The sequence below is a fragment of the Exiguobacterium sp. s140 genome (genome assembly GCF_018617035.1).
Lineage (GTDB): Bacteria > Bacillota > Bacilli > Exiguobacteriales > Exiguobacteriaceae > Exiguobacterium > Exiguobacterium profundum.
The window spans coordinates 272,504-296,080 of record NZ_JACSJK010000002.1 but is presented as its reverse complement, the minus strand read 5'-3'; the positions used below and the strand labels follow the sequence as shown (position 1 = coordinate 296,080).

At 48.7% G+C, this 23,577-nt stretch carries 24 protein-coding genes; 13 read left to right on the top strand and 11 right to left on the bottom strand.

The features are described 5' to 3' along the window. The first annotated feature begins 67 nt into the window (after positions 1-67). Both KNO61_RS09630 and KNO61_RS09625 read left to right on the top strand, forming a co-directional pair. Positions 68-688, top strand: a complete 621-nt coding sequence (locus KNO61_RS09630; RefSeq protein ID WP_251030811.1) for a polysaccharide deacetylase family protein — start codon at positions 68-70, stop codon at positions 686-688. Positions 689-814: 126 nt separating this feature from the next. Further along, a complete protein-coding gene (locus KNO61_RS09625; RefSeq protein WP_214873063.1) occupies positions 815-2,347 on the top strand; it encodes a methyl-accepting chemotaxis protein in 1,533 nt (510 codons plus the stop codon). 38 nt (positions 2,348-2,385) lie between these two features. Here KNO61_RS09625 and KNO61_RS09620 read toward each other — a convergent pair whose 3' ends face one another. Further along, complete coding sequence (locus KNO61_RS09620; RefSeq protein WP_214815527.1) at positions 2,386-3,243, bottom strand: SDR family oxidoreductase; 858 nt, start codon at positions 3,241-3,243, stop codon at positions 2,386-2,388. 146 nt (positions 3,244-3,389) lie between these two features. Here KNO61_RS09620 and KNO61_RS09615 point away from each other — a divergent pair, with 146 nt between their 5' ends. From KNO61_RS09615 to KNO61_RS09605, 3 genes are all read left to right on the top strand, one after another. Beyond that, positions 3,390-3,818 carry an Rrf2 family transcriptional regulator gene (locus KNO61_RS09615; RefSeq protein WP_078147626.1) on the top strand — a complete coding sequence of 143 codons (429 nt, stop codon included), beginning with the start codon at positions 3,390-3,392 and terminating at the stop codon, positions 3,816-3,818. Positions 3,819-3,935: 117 nt separating this feature from the next. Then, positions 3,936-4,853: a TerC family protein gene (locus KNO61_RS09610; protein WP_031422317.1), complete on the top strand. Its 918-nt coding sequence runs from the start codon at positions 3,936-3,938 to the stop codon at positions 4,851-4,853. A gap of 87 nt (positions 4,854-4,940) precedes the next feature. Next, positions 4,941-5,102: a hypothetical protein gene (locus tag KNO61_RS09605; RefSeq protein WP_012727301.1), complete on the top strand. Its 162-nt coding sequence runs from the start codon at positions 4,941-4,943 to the stop codon at positions 5,100-5,102. 45 nt (positions 5,103-5,147) lie between these two features. Here the strand turns inward: KNO61_RS09605 and KNO61_RS09600 are convergent, their stop codons facing one another. Beyond that, positions 5,148-5,864 carry a peptidoglycan DD-metalloendopeptidase family protein gene (locus tag KNO61_RS09600; RefSeq protein ID WP_078147627.1) on the bottom strand — a complete coding sequence of 239 codons (717 nt, stop codon included), beginning with the start codon at positions 5,862-5,864 and terminating at the stop codon, positions 5,148-5,150. A 191-nt stretch (positions 5,865-6,055) separates the two neighbouring features. Beyond that, a complete protein-coding gene (locus KNO61_RS09595; RefSeq protein ID WP_074035791.1) occupies positions 6,056-6,532 on the bottom strand; it encodes a DUF305 domain-containing protein in 477 nt (158 codons plus the stop codon). Between the two features lie 168 nt (positions 6,533-6,700). Here KNO61_RS09595 and KNO61_RS09590 point away from each other — a divergent pair, with 168 nt between their 5' ends. From KNO61_RS09590 to KNO61_RS09580, 3 genes are read left to right on the top strand one after another with little or no spacing between them, the layout of a single operon-like run. After that, positions 6,701-7,039, top strand: a complete 339-nt coding sequence (locus tag KNO61_RS09590) for a hypothetical protein (RefSeq protein ID WP_214873061.1) — start codon at positions 6,701-6,703, stop codon at positions 7,037-7,039. Positions 7,040-7,064: 25 nt separating this feature from the next. Beyond that, the gene (locus tag KNO61_RS09585; RefSeq protein WP_078147628.1) at positions 7,065-7,739 is read left to right on the top strand and encodes a response regulator transcription factor; all 675 of its coding nucleotides are present in this window, start codon (positions 7,065-7,067) and stop codon (positions 7,737-7,739) included. Continuing rightward, positions 7,736-9,145 carry a sensor histidine kinase gene (locus KNO61_RS09580; RefSeq protein WP_214687520.1) on the top strand — a complete coding sequence of 470 codons (1,410 nt, stop codon included), beginning with the start codon at positions 7,736-7,738 and terminating at the stop codon, positions 9,143-9,145. Before KNO61_RS09585 ends, KNO61_RS09580 begins: the two co-directional genes overlap by 4 nt. A gap of 18 nt (positions 9,146-9,163) precedes the next feature. On the opposite strand, the gene KNO61_RS09575 is transcribed toward KNO61_RS09580, so the two are convergent. Both KNO61_RS09575 and KNO61_RS09570 read right to left on the bottom strand, forming a co-directional pair. Then, on the bottom strand, positions 9,164-10,108 hold the full coding sequence (locus KNO61_RS09575) for a F510_1955 family glycosylhydrolase (RefSeq protein WP_214873059.1): 945 nt from the start codon (positions 10,106-10,108) through the stop codon (positions 9,164-9,166). A 58-nt stretch (positions 10,109-10,166) separates the two neighbouring features. After that, positions 10,167-12,179 (bottom strand): heavy metal translocating P-type ATPase, encoded by a 2,013-nt coding sequence (locus KNO61_RS09570; RefSeq protein ID WP_214873056.1) that lies wholly within the window; start codon positions 12,177-12,179, stop codon positions 10,167-10,169. Between the two features lie 130 nt (positions 12,180-12,309). Here KNO61_RS09570 and KNO61_RS09565 point away from each other — a divergent pair, with 130 nt between their 5' ends. From KNO61_RS09565 to KNO61_RS09545, 5 genes are all read left to right on the top strand, one after another. After that, positions 12,310-13,839 (top strand): multicopper oxidase family protein, encoded by a 1,530-nt coding sequence (locus KNO61_RS09565; protein WP_240499858.1) that lies wholly within the window; start codon positions 12,310-12,312, stop codon positions 13,837-13,839. A 155-nt stretch (positions 13,840-13,994) separates the two neighbouring features. Then, the gene (locus tag KNO61_RS09560) at positions 13,995-15,140 is read left to right on the top strand and encodes a sensor histidine kinase (RefSeq protein ID WP_214757951.1); all 1,146 of its coding nucleotides are present in this window, start codon (positions 13,995-13,997) and stop codon (positions 15,138-15,140) included. A 213-nt stretch (positions 15,141-15,353) separates the two neighbouring features. Next, complete coding sequence (gene tnpB, locus KNO61_RS09555) at positions 15,354-16,442, top strand: IS200/IS605 family element RNA-guided endonuclease TnpB (RefSeq protein ID WP_078147634.1); 1,089 nt, start codon at positions 15,354-15,356, stop codon at positions 16,440-16,442. Between the two features lie 215 nt (positions 16,443-16,657). Then, positions 16,658-16,801: a hypothetical protein gene (locus tag KNO61_RS09550; protein WP_026825140.1), complete on the top strand. Its 144-nt coding sequence runs from the start codon at positions 16,658-16,660 to the stop codon at positions 16,799-16,801. Between the two features lie 91 nt (positions 16,802-16,892). Next, positions 16,893-17,978: a GGDEF domain-containing protein gene (locus tag KNO61_RS09545; protein ID WP_078147635.1), complete on the top strand. Its 1,086-nt coding sequence runs from the start codon at positions 16,893-16,895 to the stop codon at positions 17,976-17,978. A 38-nt stretch (positions 17,979-18,016) separates the two neighbouring features. On the opposite strand, the gene KNO61_RS09540 is transcribed toward KNO61_RS09545, so the two are convergent. From KNO61_RS09540 to KNO61_RS09515, 6 genes are read right to left on the bottom strand one after another with little or no spacing between them, the layout of a single operon-like run. After that, complete coding sequence (locus KNO61_RS09540; RefSeq protein WP_168169875.1) at positions 18,017-18,691, bottom strand: glycerophosphodiester phosphodiesterase; 675 nt, start codon at positions 18,689-18,691, stop codon at positions 18,017-18,019. Position 18,692: 1 nt separating this feature from the next. Next, positions 18,693-20,000: an ABC transporter substrate-binding protein gene (locus KNO61_RS09535; RefSeq protein WP_214873054.1), complete on the bottom strand. Its 1,308-nt coding sequence runs from the start codon at positions 19,998-20,000 to the stop codon at positions 18,693-18,695. 16 nt (positions 20,001-20,016) lie between these two features. After that, positions 20,017-20,826 carry a carbohydrate ABC transporter permease gene (locus tag KNO61_RS09530; protein WP_214757961.1) on the bottom strand — a complete coding sequence of 270 codons (810 nt, stop codon included), beginning with the start codon at positions 20,824-20,826 and terminating at the stop codon, positions 20,017-20,019. Next, positions 20,823-21,728, bottom strand: a complete 906-nt coding sequence (locus KNO61_RS09525) for a carbohydrate ABC transporter permease (RefSeq protein ID WP_214757963.1) — start codon at positions 21,726-21,728, stop codon at positions 20,823-20,825. Before KNO61_RS09525 ends, KNO61_RS09530 begins: the two co-directional genes overlap by 4 nt. Next, entirely contained in the window at positions 21,725-22,816 is a 1,092-nt protein-coding gene (locus KNO61_RS09520) for an ABC transporter ATP-binding protein (RefSeq protein ID WP_214687531.1), read from the bottom strand. The genes KNO61_RS09525 and KNO61_RS09520 overlap by 4 nt, the downstream gene beginning before the upstream one ends. Beyond that, positions 22,813-23,409 (bottom strand): glycerol-3-phosphate responsive antiterminator, encoded by a 597-nt coding sequence (locus tag KNO61_RS09515; protein WP_214687532.1) that lies wholly within the window; start codon positions 23,407-23,409, stop codon positions 22,813-22,815. The genes KNO61_RS09520 and KNO61_RS09515 overlap by 4 nt, the downstream gene beginning before the upstream one ends. Positions 23,410-23,577: the final 168 nt, after the last annotated feature.

Below are 23,577 nucleotides of genomic sequence, written 5' to 3'. Positions count from 1 at the left end.
CATGTTATGTAATTCGTCTGTTTCAATTTCAGCAAAAGAAGTCCATTCTCGATATAATAAAGGAGAAATGGTCTATCTAACCTTCGATGATGGACCAAACCAATACACACCGAAATTGCTCGATGTCTTAAAACGATATGATGTGACGGCAACGTTTTTCATTTTGGGCAAGAAAATCAAAGGAAATGAAGCCATTCTCCAACGAATCGTGGACGAGGGTCATACAATCGGATTACATAGTATGACTCACGATAAGAAAACATTTTATCGTTCCCCTCAAACCGCAGTAAATGAGATGAAACAAGTTCAACAATTGATTTTTGATATCACCGGCGTAAAGTCAACGACCATTCGCGTCCCTTATGGAAGTGTGCCTCATATGACCAAAGCACATCGTCAAGCGATGGAAAAGGCCGGTTTTGACATGTGGGACTGGAACGTTGATACGCTCGATTGGAAATATAAAAAGGATCAAAAAACGATGCGCTATCAAACGATCAAACAAGTACGTGCTCATCGCGCTTACTATCAAGCATCTATCGTCTTGATGCATGATCACGCCACTTCTCCAGAATCACTCTCTTATATGCTCAGACATTTGACACGTGAGAAGTTTCTCTTATTGACGACGGATCAAGCAAAAAAACCGTATCATTTCTATAACAAGTGGTACGGCACATCACATTGATTACCTCAATCGGAGCCCTGTGCTCCTTTTTTTGTTCCAAATGTGCAATCTATATTAACTTCCGTCAACTTCATCCGATATGTATAGAGCTACAACAAATGAACACGAGAATGTGAGGAAAGAATGATGAGTTTGATTAAAAGAAATCAGTTGATGTTGTTGACGACGTTATTGATTGTGATGACGTCGGTTGTTGTCCATTTGCTACATCGTTTCACGGAATTTGCCTATGCGTATACGATTCTGCGAAACGGTGCGGACGGTTACGTGTACTCCGGAGTAACATGGGTCTTGTTCGCCCTTCCAATCATCTTCTTTGGAATGATGATCGTCACCGCTAAGCGAGAATCCGTAGCATTTCCTTATTGGATGATGCTGACACTCACCTTCGCAAGCATCTCGACCGTTGCTGGAGGACAAGGACTTGTTGAATATCACTTCTCCATTTTTGTCGTCTTGGCGATTTTGTCGTTTATGCGTCGCATCGACTTGATTTTGTATAGTGCCGGAATCTTTGCTGTGCAACATCTAGTCGGATACTTTTTAATCCCTGAGATGATTTGTGGGACGAGCGACTATCCGTTCAGTTTACTACTCGTCCATGCCGTGTACTTGATTCTTCTCAGCGTCGTGCTTGTCGCGCAAATCCACCTCCGTAACAAAGAGACGCAACATGCCGAGACACAGGAACAAGAAACGCGACAGTTGTTACAACAAGCGATTCATGATGTCAGCGCCCTCGTTCAATCTTTGAACAGTCACGCCGAAGAACTTGAATCCGCTGCTAACCAGTCTCTTGAATCTGGTGAGCAAATCGCTGTCACGGTCGACCCGATTGTCGCGCATGCTTCATCCCAACAAGCCTCCATGGTGCAAGGGGCAGATGAAATTCACTCAATCCGTTCTTTGACGGCGCTCATTCAAAAACGAATGGCCCAGACGGCCGCAGCGTCCTCGCGTATCGCCAAAGATGCCCTTGCCGGGAACAAAGACATGCGACTGATGGAAGCAAAAGTACAAGAAATCATCACCGAGTCGGAACAGCTCGACCGGATTGTCGCGACAATGTCGAATCGTTCACATGAAATCCAAGGAATCTTGCAACAAGTCGGTTCGATCAGTGAACAGACGAACATGCTCGCCTTGAATGCATCTATTGAAGCGGCTCGTGCCGGTGAGGCTGGACGAGGATTCGCCGTTGTCGCCTCCGAAGTCGGGAAACTCGCTGTCCAATCGCGTGAATATGCATCCGAGATGACCCGAGTCCTCGGTGGATTGATGGAAGATACGACCGTCGTATCCAAATCAGCGCATCTTTTCAAACAAGCGACCGAAAACTGTCAAACGGTCACGAACGATGTGACGGCTGTCTTTGGCCGTCTTACAGAAGATGTATCAGAAATCGATGAACAAATCGCTTCGATTCAAGAGACACGCCAGCGGGTCACGACACAGATGGAAGCACTCGAAACACGACTTGAATCGACGAAATATGCGGCGAATGAACTTCAACAACAGATTCACCATGTTGCCGCAGCAACGGAAGAGCAAGTCGCTATTCAAAAAGAACTCAGCTCGATGTCGGACCGACTCGCTCTAACCGCGAATTCGCTTGAAGACGTGACGACTCAACTCGAGGATCACGCCACTCGCGCCTAACACAAATGCCCCCGACCAAGTGGTCGAGGGCATTTTACTTATCGGTCGAGCAATTGACGAATTCCTTCTTGAAGAGGTGTGACCGGGCGTCCGAGAACCGGTTCGAAGTCACTCTCATGAATTTCGAGCGTTCCCTGGCGAATACTTCTTTGAATCCCCGCAAGAATCGCAACGACTTCCTCTGGCAATCCAGCTTCGCGCATCGTCTCTTCGTATGCCTCGAGACTCAACTCCTGCATCATCACTTCACGACCTAACACTTCACTGAGTGCGTCTACAAGATCTTGCTGGGTATGAAGTGGTCCTGATAGTTCATAGACCGCATTGTCCTGTTGTTCTTTTAACAGAACATTCGCTGCGGCTTCCGCATAATCTTGTTGTAGTGCCCAACCGACTTTACCGTCCCGAGCCGCCGTGATCCATGGCGCACCGTCAATTACCGCTTGAATGCTTGATAACTCGTTCTCTAAGTACCAGTTGTTCCGTAAGAACGCATGTGGAATACCGGACTCGACAATCGCTTCCTCTGTGACGACATGTGGAGGTGCCATCAAGTTCTCACTGCTTGTCGCATCAGCTAGACTCGTGTAGGCAATGAATGAAACACCTGCCCGTTTCGCTGCCTCAACTGCGTTCGTATGTTGACGAATCCGCGTATCGTTATCGCCATCTGCCGAGATGATCAAAAGACGCTCAACACCTTTGAACGCTTCATCGAGTATGTCTGGCTGATCAAAATCACCATGTCGCACATCAACGCCACGCTCTTTAAGAGACGCCGCCTTCTCCGGATTCCGTACACTTACAGCGAGCTCACTCGCATCAATCGACTTGAGTAGTTCCTCTACAATTTTCGAGCCGAGTTTCCCCGTTGCTCCTGTGACTAAATATTTCATTCTTTTTCCTCCCCTAACCTGTAATCGAATCACTTACATGTAATCATGATAATTACAGGTAACTGATTTGTCAATTATTCTTTCCCTGTTATACTAAGCATGTAACAAAGTTGTTTACATCTATAAAAACCGAAAGGGAGATATTTATGACAATCAGTAGTCGTTTTTCGGTTGCCATCCACATGCTGACTCTTGTTGCGCTTTCACCACCAGAAGTGATTTCATCAGATTTTTTAGCGCGGAGCGTAAATACAAACCCTGCTCTTATTCGAAAAATCATGGCCATGTTAAAAAAAGCAGAATTGATTCAAGTTAAACCAGGTGTTGCTGGTGCAATTCTTACTAAACCACTAAACACCATTTCACTTCTTGAAATTTATCAAGCCGTTGCTGTCGTCGAACCAAATGAACTGTTCGGAATTCATGATCAACCAAATCCGGCTTGCCCGGTCGGAAGAAACATCCAAGCAACGATTGAGCCCATTTTTATAACAGCTCAATCCGCCATGGAACGAGTCCTAGAGCAAATTATGCTTGCAGATGTTGTACAAAACATTGAACAAAGTATAGATTGAGGAATAAACAACCACTCCTTTTCGAGTGGTTGTTGATTTTTACGCTTGACTTTGAGTTCTTATGAACTTAAATTAAATATATAGAAGTTCATATGACCTTAAAAGGAGGAATTGTTGTTGACCCTACTCATCGGGTTCTTACTCATCGTCATCTTCATGCTCGCACTTGACCTCGGGGTGTTCCACCGTAAAGCGCACGAAGTCTCGCTCCGCGAAGCATGGACATGGACGTTTGTCTGGATTGGGATTGCCATCGCATTCGGAGGATGGTTGTTCTTCACGCAAGGAAGTACAGCCGCAACGGAATATGCGAGCGTCTACTTTATCGAAAAGGCACTTGCCATTGATAATGTCTTCGTCTTCTCACTTGTTTTTGCCTATTTCGCCATCCCACTCAAGTATCAACACAAGGTACTGTTCTGGGGGATTCTCGGAGCGATTTTCTTCCGCGCCGTCTTCATCGTCGCTGGGGTATCCCTTTTAGAAAACTTCGGATGGGTCTACTACGTCTTCGGAGCGTTCCTCGTTTATACAGGATGGATGATGTATAAGAATATCGGGAAAGACGAGTCACTTGAAGAAAACAAGACGATTCGTTGGCTCGAGCGACGCCTGCCCATCACACAAGACATCTCATCCGGAAAATTCACGAAGCGCATCAATGGGAAGTTGTTCTTCACGCCACTCTTCATCGCGCTCATCTTTATCGAATTGTCGGATATCGTCTTCGCTGTCGATTCAGTCGCCGCGAGTTTTGCGTATTCACGTGACCCGTATATTATCTTCTATGCGAACATCATGGCGATTCTCGGACTTCGTAGTCTCTACTTCGTCCTCGCCAACTTGATCGACCGCTTCTACTATCTGAAACACGGTCTCAGCTTCATGCTCGTCTTCATCGGGGCGAAGATGATTTTGGGTGATGTGTACAAGATGCCGATTTGGATGTCTCTAGGAACCATCGTTCTCGTCATCTTGATTAGCGTCCTCTATAGTTTCTACAAAACGAAACCTGGTTCGTCCAAACACGTATAATGAATCAATCAGTCCATTTCGTCGGTGTTCTTTCTTTGAAAATCGGGTAATCATTGAGGTGCACAACTACAGAAAAGGGGATTCACTATGTTTGATCGGATTGGCCTCATGAGTATCGGTCTCGTCTTCGGGATCATCCTCATGTTACTCTTCAACAACCTGTTCGGATTGGTGTTCGGTGTCGTCCTTGGTGTCAGCCTCATCGCCGCCAACCAAATCGAGCGAAACAAACAAACGACATGGCATTAACCAAAAAGCACGCGCTCCCATTGTTTGAGAACGCGTGCTTTTATGTCAAAACATGGTATACGGATTGATACTGTTGGCAGGAGATGAACTGCTATACACATAGCTGTTCCGATGCACCTCGAAGTGGAGATGATTCCCGAACGAGTTCCCGGTATTCCCGACCGTTCCAATCGTTGCTCCTTTTGCTAACGTCTGTCCTGTAACGACATTGAGGCGATCAAGGTGTGCATATACAGTAATATATGTTTGTCCATTCAACTGATGGCTCATCATGATGTGGTTACCGTAAGCCCCATAGTTCCGAGAAACGATGACTTTTCCATAAGCGGCTGACACGACCGGTGTTCCTCTTGGAGCAGCCAAGTCGATACCGTTATGGAACGTATAACCGTACTGCCCGCTCGCCGGACCATACTTTTGTGTCAACGTCCCTTTTGTCGGGATGATCATTTTCGCAGTTGATGTGGTTGAAAGCGTGGAGACACTGTACTTCTTCACATATGTACTGGATACGTAGCGGGATGTCCCGTTGAAATTGATTTTTGTCCATCTCCCGCTCACGCCGAGATATTTGAAGGATTGTCCCAACTTCGCACTGCCGACGATTGCATACGTCGTGCCCGGGCCCGAACGGACATTTAAACTGTTAGTCGTGACTTTGACATAATACGTGGTAGCAGCTTCAGCCGGGGTACCTGTCGGAGTGAAGATTCCGACTGTGAGAAGAACGGCACAGAAGAGAGAGAGCATCTTTCGTTTCATAATGTGGAAAATCCTTTCAATTATGTATTTAAATTTTATATTATCTAACTGAAAAAATTTTACCACCAAAACGAACCGACAAATATGTCATTTATATTTCAAATAAAGGAAAACAAATTATAACTTACTTTCTTTATTTTTCCTTTTCAACATACAAAAAATGCACAGCCGTTTTCGACTGTGCATGTCTGTTACTCACGATTTTCCTCGGCGTTCTCCTCTTCATCCTCTAAATCTTCAATCAATCGCTTCATCTCTTCAATTTCACGGCGCTGTGCCTTGATGATTTCTTCAGACAATTCTTTCACGCGTGGGTCTTCAATTTCAGCGCGTTCACTTGTCAAAATGGCAATCGAGTGGTGAGGGATCATCGCTTTCATCCAACTGACATCATCGACGGTCGTCTGGCTACGTACGAGCCAAAGCGAGGCACTGAAGACGAGAGCACTGACCCCTAGGATGATAAAGTTAACTGTTTTGTTCTTATACATCCCCCACATGAAGAGAAGCATGACGAACGCCATGACCGATCCCATGATGAGTGCCATGTACAACCTCGTCTGACTAAAGAAGATATGATTGAACTGAAACACGTTCAAATACATGAGCCAATACATAATGAATGTCGAGACCGCAATCATGATTCCAAATTTACCGTACTGTTTCATCTTATTCATCCTTTCTTATTGTGCGTATAAAAACTCTTTTACCTACTTCTTCTATACTCAAACCCGCCTATTTCTCGGTCTAATCGTACTCTTAACGCTTTTCACTTCTTTTTCACAAACATCGGGTACACTAGTGAAATTGAGTTCATGCAAGGAAGGAGAACGATGATGCAAGAGCGGACATTGCGTGACGTACTGGCAACACTTGATTCTGTTTTATCTTGGTCTTATCTCGATCACCCGGAAGAAATGACAATTCGCGGAATCGGAACGACACCAGAAAAAATAAATAAAATGTTTTTATATATATGCAAGCGCCCAATCAATGAACGTGGCGTCGATTTAGTGAGGGCCGCCATCCGAAATGGTGCAGTAGCCATCGTCACGGATCGACCGATTGACGCGAGAGTACCCGTCATTTACTGTCGAGACGTCGAACGCGCAGGTGAACAACTACAGACTCTTTTCGCCATGGAAGGAAATCACGCAAAGGAAACGGAACGATAATAATAAGAGGAAGGAGGAAGGCAAGATGAAGATTCTCATCGTAGACGATGAAGAAAAAATGAGACATTTGATTCGTTTGTTTCTTGAAAGTGACGGCTACTTTTGCATCGAGGCGAGCGATGCCCGTTCCGCACTCGACAAAATCGAAGAGCGACCGGATCTCGTCCTTTTAGATATTATGATGCCAGAAGTAGATGGGATCTCACTTTGTCGTCAGTTAAAGACGATGGATCCGGCATTACCTGTCGTCTTGTTGACGGCACGTTCAGACAATGAGACGACCATCCAAGGATTAGATGCTGGAGCGGATGACTACGTCACCAAACCGTTCGATGGAAATGTGTTGCTCGCTCGAATTCGAGCCGTCCTGCGAAGAAGTCGGGTCGTTAACCTACAATACGGTCCACTCCGTTACGATGAAGAGAGTGGGCGCATCTTATATGAAGAACAGGAAATCATTCTGACGCCAAAAGCAACAGCCATCTTGAAGCTATTTCTTCAGCACCCGAATCGTTTGTTCAATCGCTTAGATTTGTATGATCTCGTCTGGCCGTACTCTGCCGAATCTGACCCCCGTACAGTCGATGCACACATACGCATGATTCGAGAAAAGTTAGGGGACGCAGGCTTTCCAATCGATGATTATTTGAAGACGGTATGGGGACGTGGGTATCGATGGACCGAGGAGCGTTCCGGATGAGACGCAGTCGTAATAGCTTACCGTTCCGAATCAGCCTCGTCTTCCTGTTGTCTACGTTGTTGATAGAAGGAGTCTTATTCTTGCTCCTTTACCACACACTACTTGGGGAACGCGTGACAGAAGAAGTCCATCGATTAGAATCACGGGCTGAGAGTCATGCGAATGTATTGGCGATGAACTTTTCCGAAGAGACAATCGGTCATGTGGCTACCATGGAAAGTGAGACGGACACAAAAGTTGCCATCACTGACCCAGCACATGATCTTCTTCAAACGTCCCGTTCTTTTCCACAGGTACTGGTCGATACCGTCGAAACGAAACGACGTGCAGGTCCATTCGATGATACGACTGTTCTAGAGGACGACTGGGAAAACGAGCCGTATTTAAGCGTTCGTACGCCGATCACGGATGATCTCGATACACGGTATGGGTACGTCTACATGTTTTTACCGACTGAGATCATTCATGGAATCAGTCATCGCCTTCAGTTGCGATTTCTGTATATCACGACCATCGCACTGGTGACGACCGTGCTGACCTTCATCCTGCTGAGCCGCCTCATTTCGAAACCAATTCAGTCACTGAAACAAGCGACCGAGAACGTACTGACGAATCCCGATAACCTACAGCTACCAACGAATCGCGTTGACGAAATCGGTGAGTTGGCTCGCTCCATCGAGGCCATGTCCGTGGAGTTGGCTCGCTTACGTCGCGAACGACATCAATTTTTGTCCGATCTCTCACATGAAATCAAGACCCCTCTCACTTATTTGAGGGGATATGCCGAGATTGCTTCGAAAGAAAGCACACCCGAACCGCTACGCAATCAATCCATCCAGACAATTTTAGATGAGAGTCGTTCGCTCACAGAACTGGTGGAAAATGCGTTTCAATTGGCTCAACTCGACGAAAACACGTTCTTGTTACATCGAGAAGAAGTTTCTGTCACGACGTTTTGTGAGGATTTACGACGAATGCTCGATACGATGTTCCGAATGACGACGATTCGGTTCGCTGCTTCTCCGAACATAGAACAAGCAGACATCACGCTCACATTGGATCGACATCGCATGCTTCAGGTCTTCCGGTCCATTGCCCACAACGCGATTCAGCATAGTGAGGCGACACATGTTTCACTTCATTCTAATACTTCAGACGCTTATCTCGTCTTGACCATCACTGACGACGGAAAGGGAATTCCTGAAGAAGATCTCCCACACATTTTCGACCGTCTGTACCGTGTTGAAAAATCACGATCTCGTCAAACTGGTGGAAGCGGACTCGGACTCGCCATCGCTGAACAAATCGTCAACCGTCACGGTGGAGAATTGACAGTCACGTCTGATGTATCGGGCACTTCTTTCACCGTCACGATTCCACTCGACAAAAAGACGCCTATCCTATAATGGAAAGGCGTCTTTTAATCAATTGAGCTCACCTTTGTCGAGGCGCATCTCCCATTCCCCGTCTGTAAACTCATATACGCTGTTATCCGATGTGACAAGCAACATGCGCTCCTCGTTGACTGCCAATTCGATTGGCACAACGTCCGCTTGAAACTCTGGAAGATTGAACGTCTCTGTCGACTCATCGTCTAAGTTGAAACGAACCCCTTCGAAAGAACCATCTGTCTGTCGTACGTATGCCAGCTGCCCCTCATCCGCTCCGACCGTGACAACTTGTTCTGCTTCAACAAGTGGCTCGAACGAATCTCCAAAGTCATTCGAAACGAGGATGCCGGACGGCCCGTACAAGAAGACGCGCTCCGCATCCGTCGCATCGGCGACGATTCCTGCCACTTGCGATTCCTCTATCCCTTGTACCTGCATCGGTTCAAATGATTTCCCACCATCGATGGAACGATAAAATCCCGGCTCTAGCTCCGAGGTCGCTTCCTCCAAATAAACGTAGAGTGTACCTGTGGCATAACCGGCACTCATATAGTGGAAATCTGCCTCGCCTTCAAGCGACCGACTCTCGAGTACCGCCCCATGATTTTTTCCATGCATGACCCCAAGTGGATTTTTGAAATCTGTCCGACGATCGGGGTGACCGCTCGCATAAAATCCACCCTCGACGAGTTCGAATCCCATATAGTCATGACGATTCGTCGGAAGTGTATACCAGCCATCTTCACGATATTCCATCAATCCGGCATGCGTTGCAATGACCGGACGGTTATCGTCTTGCCAAAATCCAGCTCCGTGGATGTGGGAGACCGTTTCATCGGATCCCACACGTTGCCACTCGTCTTTTGTAGTTGTCGTCACATTCTCGGATTGACTCGTGTCCGACGGTGCGTCTTCTGTTCCACACGCCGACAGGAGCAGTGGAGTCAGGAATAGTGATAGCATTAACGTTCGTTTCATCTCGATCCCTCCATCATTAGCATCCCATCTAGCATACTGACTAAAGGTGAAAGAAATGTTAAATCTTCAAAAGTCGAGCGTTGATTGCGACAATAACTGTGCTTAAACTCATCAAGACGGCACCGATGGCTGGGGACAAGATGATTCCAATCGGAGCCAGAACGCCTGCAGCAAGCGGGATGGCGACGATGTTATACCCGGCTGCCCACCACAAGTTTTGAATCATCTTACGATACGTGTTCTGTGAAAGCTCCAAAATCGATAGGACATCTTTCGGATTACTGCGGACGAGGACAATATCTGCCGTTTCGACTGCAACGTCTGTCCCGCTCCCGATTGCGATGCCGACATCCGCTTGTGCTAAGGCAGGTGCGTCATTGATTCCATCTCCGACCATCGCTACTTTGCTGCCATCTTTTTGGACGTCTTTCACTTGGTTCGCCTTGTCGTCCGGTAATACTTCGGCATACACGTCATCGATACCGAGCTGACCCGCGACCCAATGCGCGACCTTCTCGTTGTCACCCGTCAACATGATCGAGCGAATGCCTTTTTCATGAAGTGCCTCGACGGTCTCTTTCGCTTCTTCCCTCACCAGATCGGCCATCGCAATCATCCCGACCCATTCTCCGTCTTTCAAAACAAAGACGACGGTCTTTCCTTCTTCCGAGAGTCGTGCAAACGTCTCCTCATCAATTTGAATGTGTTGATCGCGGATATGTCGCGGACTGACGACTTGAACACGCGCACCGTCAACCGTTCCTTCCAATCCGACACCTGTCATCGAACCGAAGTCGTCGACAGCCGCCAGTTTCAATTCCCGTCTCTCGGCTTCTCTTAAAATCCCTTGCGCGAGAGGATGTTGCGACTCACGCTCAACTGCTCCTGCGAGTTGTAACACGTCTTCTTCCTTATAAGACGAGCTCGCCTGTATGTCTGTGACTCCGAAATTCCCTTCCGTCAGCGTACCGGTCTTATCGAAAATGACGGCATCGAGTCGACGCGCCTCTTCAAATTGAGTCCGATTGCGGATGAGAAGACCTTGTTTCGCCGATAATGCTGTCGAAACAGCGACAACAAGAGGTGTCGCCAGTCCAAGTGCATGGGGACATGAGATGACCATGACCGTTACCATCCGTTCAACCGCCGTCCCGACCGAATATCCGAGCATGAACCAAACCGTGAACGTGATGACTCCAGCGGCAATTGCGATATAGAACAAATATTTTGCCGCCCGATTCGCCAAATTTTGAGCCCGTGACTTCGATTTTTGTGCCTCACTCACCAATTCAATCACTTTTGACAAGTACGTTCTTTCTCCCGTACCAATCGTTTCAATCGTCAAGCTCCCTTCTTGGTTGATCGAACCCGCAATGACATCTTCACCTTCTGTTTTTTCGACCGGTACCGATTCGCCGGTCAACATCGACTCGTCGATGGTCGTTCGTCCTTTGATGATTTTCCCGTCCACGGGTACCTGCTCCCCCGGTTTGACGAGGATTCGGTCTCCTTCCTTCAGTTCAGAGATGGGAACGTCTTCCGTTTCTTCCCCATTGATGCGATGCGCTTCGTTCGGAAGAAGCTGCACGAGTTGTTCCAACGCATTCGACGCTCCCATGACAGAACGCATCTCAATCCAATGACCGAGTAGCATGATCACAATCAATGAAGCGAGTTCCCAAAAGAAGTCATGTCCGCTTCCATAGCCAAAGACGACAGCTGCACTATAAAAGTAAGCGACGCTGATCGCCAAGCCAATAAGCATCATCATGCCCGGGCTACGCTCTCTTAACTCTTCCACACTTCCTTTTAAGAACGGCCACCCGCCGTATACATACACAATCGTCGCCAATACAAATAAGATTGTCTTTTCAAACGGAAAATCGAGTTCAAACCGCAGCCATTCTTGAATCATGTCCGATAACAATAAAATCGGAATCATCAGCCCGAGCGATACGAAGAAACGTCGTTTGAAATCGTCAATCATATGCTCGTGTCCGTGTCCGCCATGATGAGACTCGTGACTCTCCTCATGATGTCCATGGTGTTGATCGTGTGCATGTTCCATCATTCATCCTCTCCTTTACACGGATTGTATACCTCTATTCGGTATGCGATTAAACAGATTTGGACTTTCATGTTTCTTTCACAATTAGGTGGTACAACAAAGTGAGGACTGAACAATGAAGGAGTGTTATAGCATGAAATCGAAAGGAATATGGTTTCTGTTGACGGGGATTTTAATTGGAGGCATCCTCGTTTTACTAATCGTCCTTTTCAACGGGACATGGAACCATAACAACAATATGGACCAAGATCATATGATGGGAAACGATTCGGCAACGGGTCAGATGGATGATCACATGATGGGTGATAATGGAATGGGTGGCAATAACGGACCGATGGGACACGGAGCGATGCAAGAGCTCCAAGCAACGGATGAACCGACACAGCCGCTTCCGATTCCGACTGCCTTACAGCCAAATCGTGTCACGGGAGACACGGTCTACTATACGGTGGAAGCAACTAAAGGCACGTCACAATTTTTCAAAGACGGCAAGAAATCGGAAACGTTCGGCTATAATGGAGACTTACTCGGACCAATGATCGAGTTACCGAAAGGAAAAACAGTCGTAATCGATACCATCAATCGATTGGATGAACCGACAACGTTCCACTGGCACGGACTCGTCATCCCTGCCGACATGGACGGGGGACCTCATCAGACCGTCGCACCAGGTGAACAGGCACAAGTTCGACTCGACATCGATCAAGAACCTAGTACACTGTGGTTCCACCCCCATCCGATGGGATTGACAGCCGAACAAGTTTATAAAGGGCTCGCCGGTCTTCTTTATGTGACCGACGATGCACAGAACGGTCTCCCGAATGAATATGGAGTCGACGACATCCCGCTCATCGTACAAGATCGACTCTTCACGCCGAACGGTGAGTTGGATTATGATGCCCATATGAACGTTGATGGAACGACGGGGGATACCATTCTTGCGAATGGAGCCATCAACACGACGTTCGACGTTCAAACCGAGACGTTACGAGTGCGACTAGTCAACGGTTCGAATGCGCGTGATTTTGATTTTACGTTATCTAACGAGGCCGAGATGACGCAGATTGCGACAGACGGAGGGCCGCTAGAACGCCCGATTCCCTTAGAGACCCTCACGTTGACACCAGGTGAACGGGCCGAGGTACTGATTGATTTTTCACAAGTTGAAGATGTCGCCGCCTTAAAAGCGGACGGGGTGACATTCACCACGTTTCGTGTCGGTGAACTTGACAAGGCGTCCATTAAGATTCCGGTGACCGAAACGATGGAGCGCTCGACAGATGAGACGGCAGATCGACGGCTCACCCTTTTTGGAATGGGTAACATGGTTTCAATCAACGGAAAGACCTATGATCCGGAGCGTATCGACATCGAAGCGAAACGCGGAGACACTGAGGTATGGGAAATTGAAAATAAGCCGGATATGATGGGTGGGATGACACATCCTTTCCACATCCACGGCGTCCAGTTCCGAGTCATTAGTCGAGACGGCAACCCACCATCCGATCAGGAAAAAGGGTGGAAAGATACGGTAGCCGTCGCTCCGGATGAACGAGTAAAGATTGAAATCACCTTCACGAAAACCGGCACATTTATGTATCATTGTCACATCCTCGAGCATGAAGAAAATGGGATGATGGGACAAGTAAACGTGACCGAATGACCGACACCTCTCTGTTCTATCAGCGGAGAGGTGTTTTGTATCCGTCCTGATTTCGATACGTTTCTGCTAGGACTATTGCCTGTATAGGGATTCCTTCTCAAATGTCGTATACTAGTTGTGAATGCATGTACAAATGTTCGCGAGGAGGTAGGTCCATGCGCCGATTCCATAGGATTAGGCAGAAACGCTCCGCTCGTCAAAAACAGCAACGCCATACGTTCTCCATCGCTTCCATCGTGGAAGAAGTACAGGATGCGATGTGTTATATCGATTTCTCAAGATGTCGTCTGTATTCGAATGATTCTCTTCGGCAATGGTACCCTTCTATGACAACACAATCTTTTGACACATTGGAAACATTGACTCGTTATGTATATACCACGTTGGAACAGCATGGGGCGGATTCCGCACAAGTCATGCACCTCATCCAGGAATTGCTCGAATGTGCGACCGAAACGGATCCAAGGATGACTTCACGTCGTCTGCGTTCTAATGACAAGACGCTACATTTGATTTTCAACTTCACGCGGACACCACGTGGCGTTTTCATCATGTGGCGCGACCAAACGGAAGCCGTCCGCTTCGAAGAACGTAAAGACAGTTTCCTTGCCGAACTGTCTCATGATTTCCGCACGCCATTGACTGCCATCCATGGATATACGGAGCTACTCATGACACGCCATCAAGGTTCGGAAAAATCGTATCAGATGCTAACACAAGTCAAACAAGAATCGGAACGGCTGGAGCGGCTCGTCGATAACTTCCTCGATTATCAAAAAGAACGATACACGGCTGATCAACTGACCGTGACGACGTTCGCACTCCGTCCTCTTTTAGAGGATGTCATGTCGAGCTATCAGACGACCTCCTCGCTTCATACGGTGACGTTTGAAACGAATGATGTCTTGATTCAAGCAGATGAAGAAAAGTTACGGCAATTGCTCCATAACCTCATTGGTAACGCCATCAAGTACTCTCCTGATGGCGGGACGGTCCATACGAGCGTATTTGAAAGTGCTGGCACGGTAACTTTATCTGTATCCGATACCGGGATTGGGATTCCAGAAGAAGCACTTCCCTACGTATTTGATGAATATTACCGTGTCGAATCCGCCGCCCACCAAGCCATAAAAGGAACAGGTCTCGGTCTACGAATCTGCAAACGAATTGCCGAAGCCCACGGTTGGGTAATTCATGCGGACTCGGTATACGGAGAAGGCACCACCTTTACAATCGAGCTTCATACCAGACAGAGCTGTCCATTGCTGCCATCCCCTAAACATTCGGTTTCGTTCGACTGATTTAACTAAATCAGGCGAGAATTTTCCCTCCTCTAAGCGTCTCGGGGCGTAGCCCAGCGTAGGTGGGAGATGAATCGCCCGGTCCAAAACTCTTCTCCCCCTGTGACAGATGTGACGAACAAAAGTTCGTGATTCCGTCAGATTCTCCCTTCCTTCCATGGGTATTGGATGAGGAGGACACATCATGATCTTCTGAAGGGAGGATGGACGGACATGCTGAAAGGCTATAAATATAGGCTCCACCCAACGCCGGCACAGGCCGAGTTCCTCATCAAGACGATCGGCTGCGCCCGGTTCATCTACAACAAGCTGCTCGAGGACCGCATCGCCATCCGCGAGGAGGCGAAAGCGGGGAGTGGAACGAGACGGAAACCGGCGACACCCGCCTCCTACAAGCCCCTGTTCCCGTTCCTCGCCGAGGTGGACAGTCTCGCGCTCGCGAACGCGAAGCTGAATCTCGACACCGCGTTCGCGAAGTTCTTCGCCGGGACGGGCGGCTTCCCGGCCTTCAAATCGAGACGGCGGTCGCGCGCCTCCTACACGACGAACAACCAGCACGGCACGATCCGCATCGAGGACGGCAAGGTGAGACTTCCTAAAATCGGCTTCGTGAAGTTCGAACAACATCGCTCGTTTGAGGGCGTCATCCGGTCGGCGACGGTGTCGATGACCAAGACGGGCAAGTTCTTCATCTCCCTCCTCGTCAAACAGGACGATGCACCATGGATCCCAGCCGAGAACAAGGTCGGGATCGATCTCGGTTTGGAGCACTTCGCCGTCATGACGAACGATGCGATGGTCTCGGAGAAAATCGAAAACCCACGTCTCCTTCGTAAGTCCGAGGCGAAGGTCAAGAAGGCGCAACGGGCGCTGTCGCGAAAGAAGATCGGAAGCAAGAATCGTGAAAAAGCCAAATTACTTTTGGCCAAGAAACACGAAAAGATCGCCAACCAACGCAAGGACTTCCTTCACAAACTGTCGAGACGGATCGTTGACGAGAACCAAGTCATCGTCGTGGAGACATTGAAGTCGGAGGACATGATGCAAAACCATAAGCTCGCCAAATCGATTGCAGATGTCAGTTGGTACGAGTTCGTCCGGCAACTCGAATACAAGTCAAACTTCTACGGACGGACGCTCATCAAGGCGGATCAATGGTTCGCATCCACTCAAATCTGTTCCACTTGCGGTGTAAAAGGCGAGAAGAAGGCGATGGATGTCCGTGAATGGACGTGTGCCTGTGGCGCGCATCATGACCGTGACATCAACGCGAGCATCAACCTGTTGATGTTGGCAAACTAAAACGAATTCCTTCAGGGTGGGAACCACCCGACGAGCTTGGTAAACAATCGTGGCTAATAAAAGTACGGTCTTCCTAAGAAGCTCCCACTTCAATTTGTGAAGCAAATAAGTGGTGAGTAGTTCACTCGGTCGAACGTTTTTGTCTTACCTCAATTTGAGAATGAAGTGTCTACCTTTTGGGAATAAAGAAGTGTCGAAGAGAGGAGGAAATGAAGATGAAACAACGTGGCTACTTATCGATTCCCGTCGCCGTTGTATTCGCCGTCGTTTTCGGGCTCACCCTCGATAATTGGTGGCTCGGCATTGGAATTGGCATCGCTATGTTTTTTGCGTTTCGAGGAACAAAGAAGAAAGCGTGAAAAGATAATGAACATTTACACACCTTCAGATTGACAATTATTTGAAGACTGCTACCGTTAATGTATAGTCTATCGAAAAGGTCGTGAAGGAATGACGCTCACCGTCTTGTTGCTCAATGCTTGTGTCGCATTCACCGGATTTTATATCATCTCGAAGATTTATCATTCTTCGCTTTTTAATTCGTACCGTCTTCGTAGTTCTGTGATTGGAATACTCGCCGGTGCACTCGGTCTGTTTTTGATGTATAACGCCGTAGAAGCTAACGATATGGTCCGTGTGGATTTACGTCACTTACCGCTCGTGTTGCTTGCTTTTTATGGTGCTCGTTTTCCTTTATTCATTGCGACACTTGTCATCGCCAGTACACGATTCTTGTTCGGAATGACCGAGCAGGCCGTGATTGCGTTTATCGCGACGTTCATCGTCAGCATCGGGATGCTCTGGATTCATCGGCTGCTTCGGGAGCGACTCTTCTTACAGAGTATCTTTTTGAACGTATGGGCGCTCTTCATTATTTCGATTGCCGTCTATATCAATATGGGTTGGAGCACAGCCTATGTATCCCTCGTCTTGTCCATTTGGATGATTGGCATGCTCGTCGGTCTACTCTCGAGTATCCTCACCATCGATTTAGAACAGACGACCCGCCGTGCCATCGAGTACAAACAGTCGTCTGAACGAGACCATTTGACCGGTCTATACAATCGACGTGTGTGGGATCGATATACGGCTTCCATCGGGCAAGAGAATCGGACGTACAATGTACTCGCGCTCGATATCGATCATTTTAAACATGTGAACGATACATATGGTCACGGAAACGGTGATCTCGTCTTACAACAGTTCGCCAACATCTTAAAAGTCGAGACGCGTGCCCATGACACTGTCGCACGAATCGGTGGCGAAGAATTCGTCATCTTGATGTACGATTTGACGCCAGAGAAGGTAGACAAAGTGGCCAACCGGATACGAGAACGGATTGCTGCTGAACTATTCCACTTGAACGATTTTCCACCGATTCAAATCACGACGTCTGTCGGGGTCGCACACGGGACCTCGCTTCCCATCAAGCGGATGGTCGATCTTGCGGATTCGGCGCTCTATCAAGCAAAACATGAAGGGCGCAATCAAGTTGTTGTCTCGACCTATGACACACCACAACCGATCATGACATGAACAAACCCCGCCTCAAGTGAAAGCGGGGTTTGTTGTACTCATTTTGTAAACCGTTCAACCTCATCTGTCATGATGGCCGAAACCGCTATCAGGGGCAGGTCCTTCACATCGTTAATCGTGTAGAGCCGTGTCTCGAGCGTCGTCTGTTGTATCTGATCCCATGCTTTCGAACCGATAAATGCAGGCTGGGCGTGAATCGCCTCTGCCCGAATCATTTCAGCGAACGAGACAGTATCCGACTCACCCGTGAGTGTTAATACCGCAAGCCGGGCGACAGGTGCCACATCCCGCATGAGGACGAGTGTTTCACGATTGAACGAGGAGAATACGACACGGTCACCGAGTTCAAACTCGTCAACAGCAAACCAAGCGAGACGTTCGATCCCTGGATACGCATATTGATCCGTCTTCAATTCAATATTCAGGGTGACGTTGCTTCGTTCAATCAGTCCGAGCACCTCTTCTAACGTTGGGATGCGTTCATAGCCGTCGATCTTCAACTGGCGCAACTCCTGAAGCGTCATGTCTTTCACCCATCCCGTTCCATTTGTCGTCCGGTCGACGGTTTCGTCATGAATGACGACGAGACGCCCGTCCTTCGATAGCTGTACGTCCAGCTCGATTCCGTCCACATAGGGAAGAGCTGCCTCGAACGCGGACAATGTATTTTCCGGGTAATTGGCGCTATAGCCGCGATGTGCGTAAATCAACATGTCACTGCCCCAAGGTGGAAGTCGTCTCATCGGCCGCACGCTTCAATGCTTCTTCGACCGACACCCCTTGATACAAACTTTCCATCGCGTTGACGACACTTTGACGTGATTGCGGGAACGTCGAGATGAGCGCTCCTTGTGTCGCCGGTGATGGTTTCGTCTCACTGAGTTGGTCGACCGTCACTTTCAGTTGTGGATATTTCGCCCACATTTCTTTTACGATCGGTTCATTGTATGCTTCCGGATTGATGGCGAAGTAGCCTGTGTCAACATGCCACTGTGCTTGCGCTTCCGTTGAAGCGACATACTTCATGAACTCCCATGCGCCTTCTTTCGTCTCTTCGGCAATGCCATCACCCATCCAGAGCGATGCCCCGCCGATGACGACGCCTTGACGCTCCGCTTCATTCGGTACCGGTAAGTACGATGCGCCGATTTCAAAGTCCGCGTTGTCTGCTACCGTACGGATTCCTGCTGACGAATCAAGGTACATGGCAACTTTTCCAGATTGGAATGCCGCGCGCATGTCGTCCCAGTTTTGACCGACGTTTAGGAATGTCTTCTCATCGTACATCTCTTTGATGAGATTGAACGCGTTCTGTCCTTCTTTGCCATCAAACACGGCTTTCGTCGGGTCTCCGCTTCGTCCATTGTCATTGTCGACATACAGTCCACCTTGTGCGGCCAAGAGCTGTTCAAAGAACCAACCGTAGTTGAGCATCGTGAAGCCGGTCTGACCGTCCGTTGTCAACTTCTTCGCCGCCTCTTTCAACTCGTCATATGTGCGTGGTGCTTTCTCTGGATCGAGCCCTGCTTTTTCAAACGCCTCTTTGTTATAGATGAGGATCGGTGTCGAGGAGTTGAACGGCATCGAGTATTGCTTCCCATCGACCTGATAATAACTCAAGATGTTCTCTTCCCATACGCTCGTGTCAAAATCCTCTTTGTCGATGAACTCTTGAACTGGTGTGATTTTGTTCGAATCGATCATGTATTTCGTCCCGACCTCGAACGTCTGCATGATGGCTGGCGCGTCTTCCGAACCGGCGACCGCATTGAATTTCGTCAACGCTTCCTCATATGTTCCTTGGAAGACCGGTTTGACTTCATAGTCGTCTTGCGAAGCGTTGAACGCATCGACTTGACTGTTTAACGCCGTCTCCAAGTCCCCACTCATCGCATGCCAAAAGACGACCTCTGTCTTTCCGTCTTCTGTCGTCGCCGCGACTGGTGCCGCTTCTTCACTGCCACATGCCCCGAGTAATAACACCGAACTTGCCAACCCTGCGAATAATCCTAACTTTTTCATTTGTCATATCCCCCTATTATTTGATAGCGCCTTGCGTCAATCCTTCTTGCAAGTGTTTTTGTCCTGCGAACAACAATACAAGTGTCGGAATGATAATCAAGATGACTGCTGCCATGACGACGCCCCAATCCGAGGCGACTTCGTTCGACTGCATCTGTTTGATGCCGATTTGGACCGTCCGCGCCTGTTCCGTGTTCGTGACGAGAAGCGGCCATAAGTACATATTCCAAGTCGTCAAAAAGCTGTACACCGACAATGTGACGAGCGGTGTCTTCGATACCGGCAAGACGACGTTCCAAAAGAATCGGAAGCGACTGATCCCGGCAATTTGGGACGCCTCGTACATTTCATACGGAATCGTTTTGAACTGTTGCCGAAGTAAGAACGTCCCGAACGCAAGTGCGAAGAACGGCACAGACAGTCCCCAGACGCTATTCAGCCAGCCGAGCGACTGGATCGTCAAAAAGTTCGGGACCATCGTCGCTTCCCATGGCACCATCATCGTCGCCAAGAAGAGCATAAAGATGAGCCCTTTTCCTTTAAAGTCGATGAAGACGAACGCGAATGCTGCAAGACTCGATAATACGACCTGTCCGACCATCACGAGGAGCGCGACAATCAAACTGTTGAGCAGGTACGTCATCATCGGGATGCGTTCGAACGCGGCCACATAGTTTTCCAATGAAGGTTCACGTGGAAGGAGATGTCCCTGGAGCACCTCCTTCCCGTCCATCAGACTGATCGAAAACGCATAGGCGATTGGAAACAGCATGACGATGGCGCTCAAGACGAGTAAGACATAGACGCCAACATTCCGTAGTCTCATTGGTAATGCACCTTCCTTTCAACCAATTTAAATTGGATCCATGTCAACAAAAGGACGGCGATGAATAGGAGCACGGCCTGGGCACTGGCACTGCCGACGTTATAGTTGATGAACGCATCTTTGTAGATGGCATAGACGATGACATTCGTCGCATTCGTCGGTCCACCTTTCGTCAATAAATCAATCTGTCCAAACGTCTGGAAGGCGTTGATCAGCGAGATGATCCCGACAAAGAAAAGTGTCGGCGACAACATCGGGATGGTGATCGCCCGAAGCTGTGTCCAATAACTCGTTCCGGCAATGTCCGCACTCTCATATAACGTCCGATCGATGTTTTGCAGACCGCCAAGTAGAATCAAGAACGTAAAGCCGATGTTCATCCAAACGGTCGCAAGTGACACGGAAAGGAGCGCATATTGTGGATCGAGGAGCCACTGTACACCGCTTGCCCCCACAGCCTCGAGGAACCGGTTGAAAATACCGATTGACGGATTGTACATGAACATCCAAATGACCGATGACGCCGCGACGCTCATCCCCATCGTCGCCGAGAACGCTGTTCGAAAGATGCCAATGCCCTTCAGTTTCTCATTGGCGAGGAGTGCGAGACCGAGCGCAATGAGAATCGTGAGCGGGACCGTCAAAAGGACGAATCCGACTGTCGCCTGAATGCTTTGCCAAAATGCGGCACTCGTGAACAGCGTGCTGTAATGACCGACTCCGACAAATTCGAGTGGTGTCCCCTGTGTGTCGGTCCGGAAAAAGCTTAAATAGATCGTTCGCAACAGCGGATAGACGAGAAAGACACCGAACAAGATGATAGACGGAGACAAGTACAACAGACCGCTCGCCGCGTCAGATAGCCGTGTCCGGGCTTTCTCTCTCGGTAAGGCGACCGTCATTGGAACACCTCCAACGCCTCAAATAGTTTCGGTTGTCGTGGCTCGATGCGCTGTCCGTTCGTATCAAATAGCGACATCTGTTTCGAATCCACATAACACGCTACTTTTTCGCCGACCGTGAGCGGCCATTGTCCCGGCCATTTTGCCAACCATTCGTTCCCTCCGACGTCAAAGGCGAGAATCGTCTCGGTCCCGAGCACTTCAATATTTTTCAGTTCTGCGTAAAATGTCACATCTTTGTCCGCTGGCTTGATTTGCTCAGGACGGACACCGAGTGTAGCCTGTGATACTTCCGTCAAGGCATTTGGGTGGAAGATGCGACCGTCCGATGCCATCCAGCCTTTTTCTTGTCGCGTGACCTCAACTAGGTTCATTGGAGGTGAACCGATAAAGGAAGCGACGAACGTATTCGCCGGTTTGTTATATAAGTCGAGCGGCTTTCCGACTTGTTGCACTTCCCCCTCATTGAGGAGCATGATGCGGTCCGCCATCGTCATCGCCTCGACTTGGTCGTGAGTGACATAAATCATCGTCAATCCGAGTTTTCGCTGTAACTGGCGAATCTCTGAACGCATCTTTGCCCGTAGCTTCGCATCTAAGTTCGAGAGCGGCTCATCCATCAGGCAAATCGGTGCCTCAGTCACGATGGCACGTGCCAAGGCGACACGCTGTCGCTGACCTCCAGATAGCTCACGCGGTTTCCGTTTCAGGTAATCGGTGAGCCCGAGTGTTTCCGCTGCCTGTAGGCAACGCTCCCGCTGTTCAAGCTTCGTCAGTCCTTTCGTATGTAGACCGAACGTGATATTTTTCTCCACCGTCATATGTGGGTAAAGGGCGTAGTTTTGGAACACCATCGACAAGTGACGCTCACTCGGCTTCATCCCGTTCGCCGCCACACCGTCGATGCGAAGCGTTCCGCTTGTGATGGATTCGAGCCCGGCTATCATCCGAAGCATCGTACTCTTCCCGCAGCCGGACGGACCGACGAGTGCGAAGAACTCTCCTGCTTCAATCGTCACGTCAATCCCTCGAATGACTTCCGTCTCCCCGAATGATTTTGTCAGTTGTTGTAGTTGAATCGATTTCATGCTAATTCCTCCTTCTGACTTTGTACGTTCCAAAGTCGTTCATCCCCGGTCGATACGGCGAATGCCCCATGATCGAGGGCGCGATGCACATCAATCGGTTGACGAATCATGCCACCCGTCACAATCGGAAAGGAGACTTCCTGGGAAATCTTCTCGACCACGCTCGGAATCAGACCCGGCATAAGTTCAATCGCATCCGGTTGTTGCGCCTCTGCGAGCTTGAGTCCGCTCGTGACCGCGTCCGAGTCGACGAGAAAGAGTCGTTGTACCGTCAAGAGCCCCGCTCGCTTCGCATGCTGGAGCACGGATGCTTTCGTCGTGACAATCCCATCGGCACCGACACGTTTGGCAAGATAATCGATCCCGTCCCGATCGAGACTGATTCCATTGATTCGCTCCGCGTGGAGGAAGACCGTTCGATTCTCTCGCTTTAAGTGCGCCACATAGCGGTCGAGCGTACTGAGCGTTCCCATCATGAGAAACGTCGTCGTCACATCCGTCCGTAAAAACGCCTCGATTTGTTTTGGACTTTTGATGGAGGCAATCATCCGTTCTTGTCCGATCCGTGCAATCGCATCATTCACTTGAATCATCCTCTCTTCAAAAAAGGACCAACAGAAACGACACGTCATCAACGTACGGGCTTCTGTTGGTCTCTCAAAGGTTCTACCGGTAACTATTCACTTGGAGTGAGGGGGTCTCACAGCTCTTATCGTAACGAATGATTGTAAAGCTATGATAAAGGAATTGCTAAGTTTCAT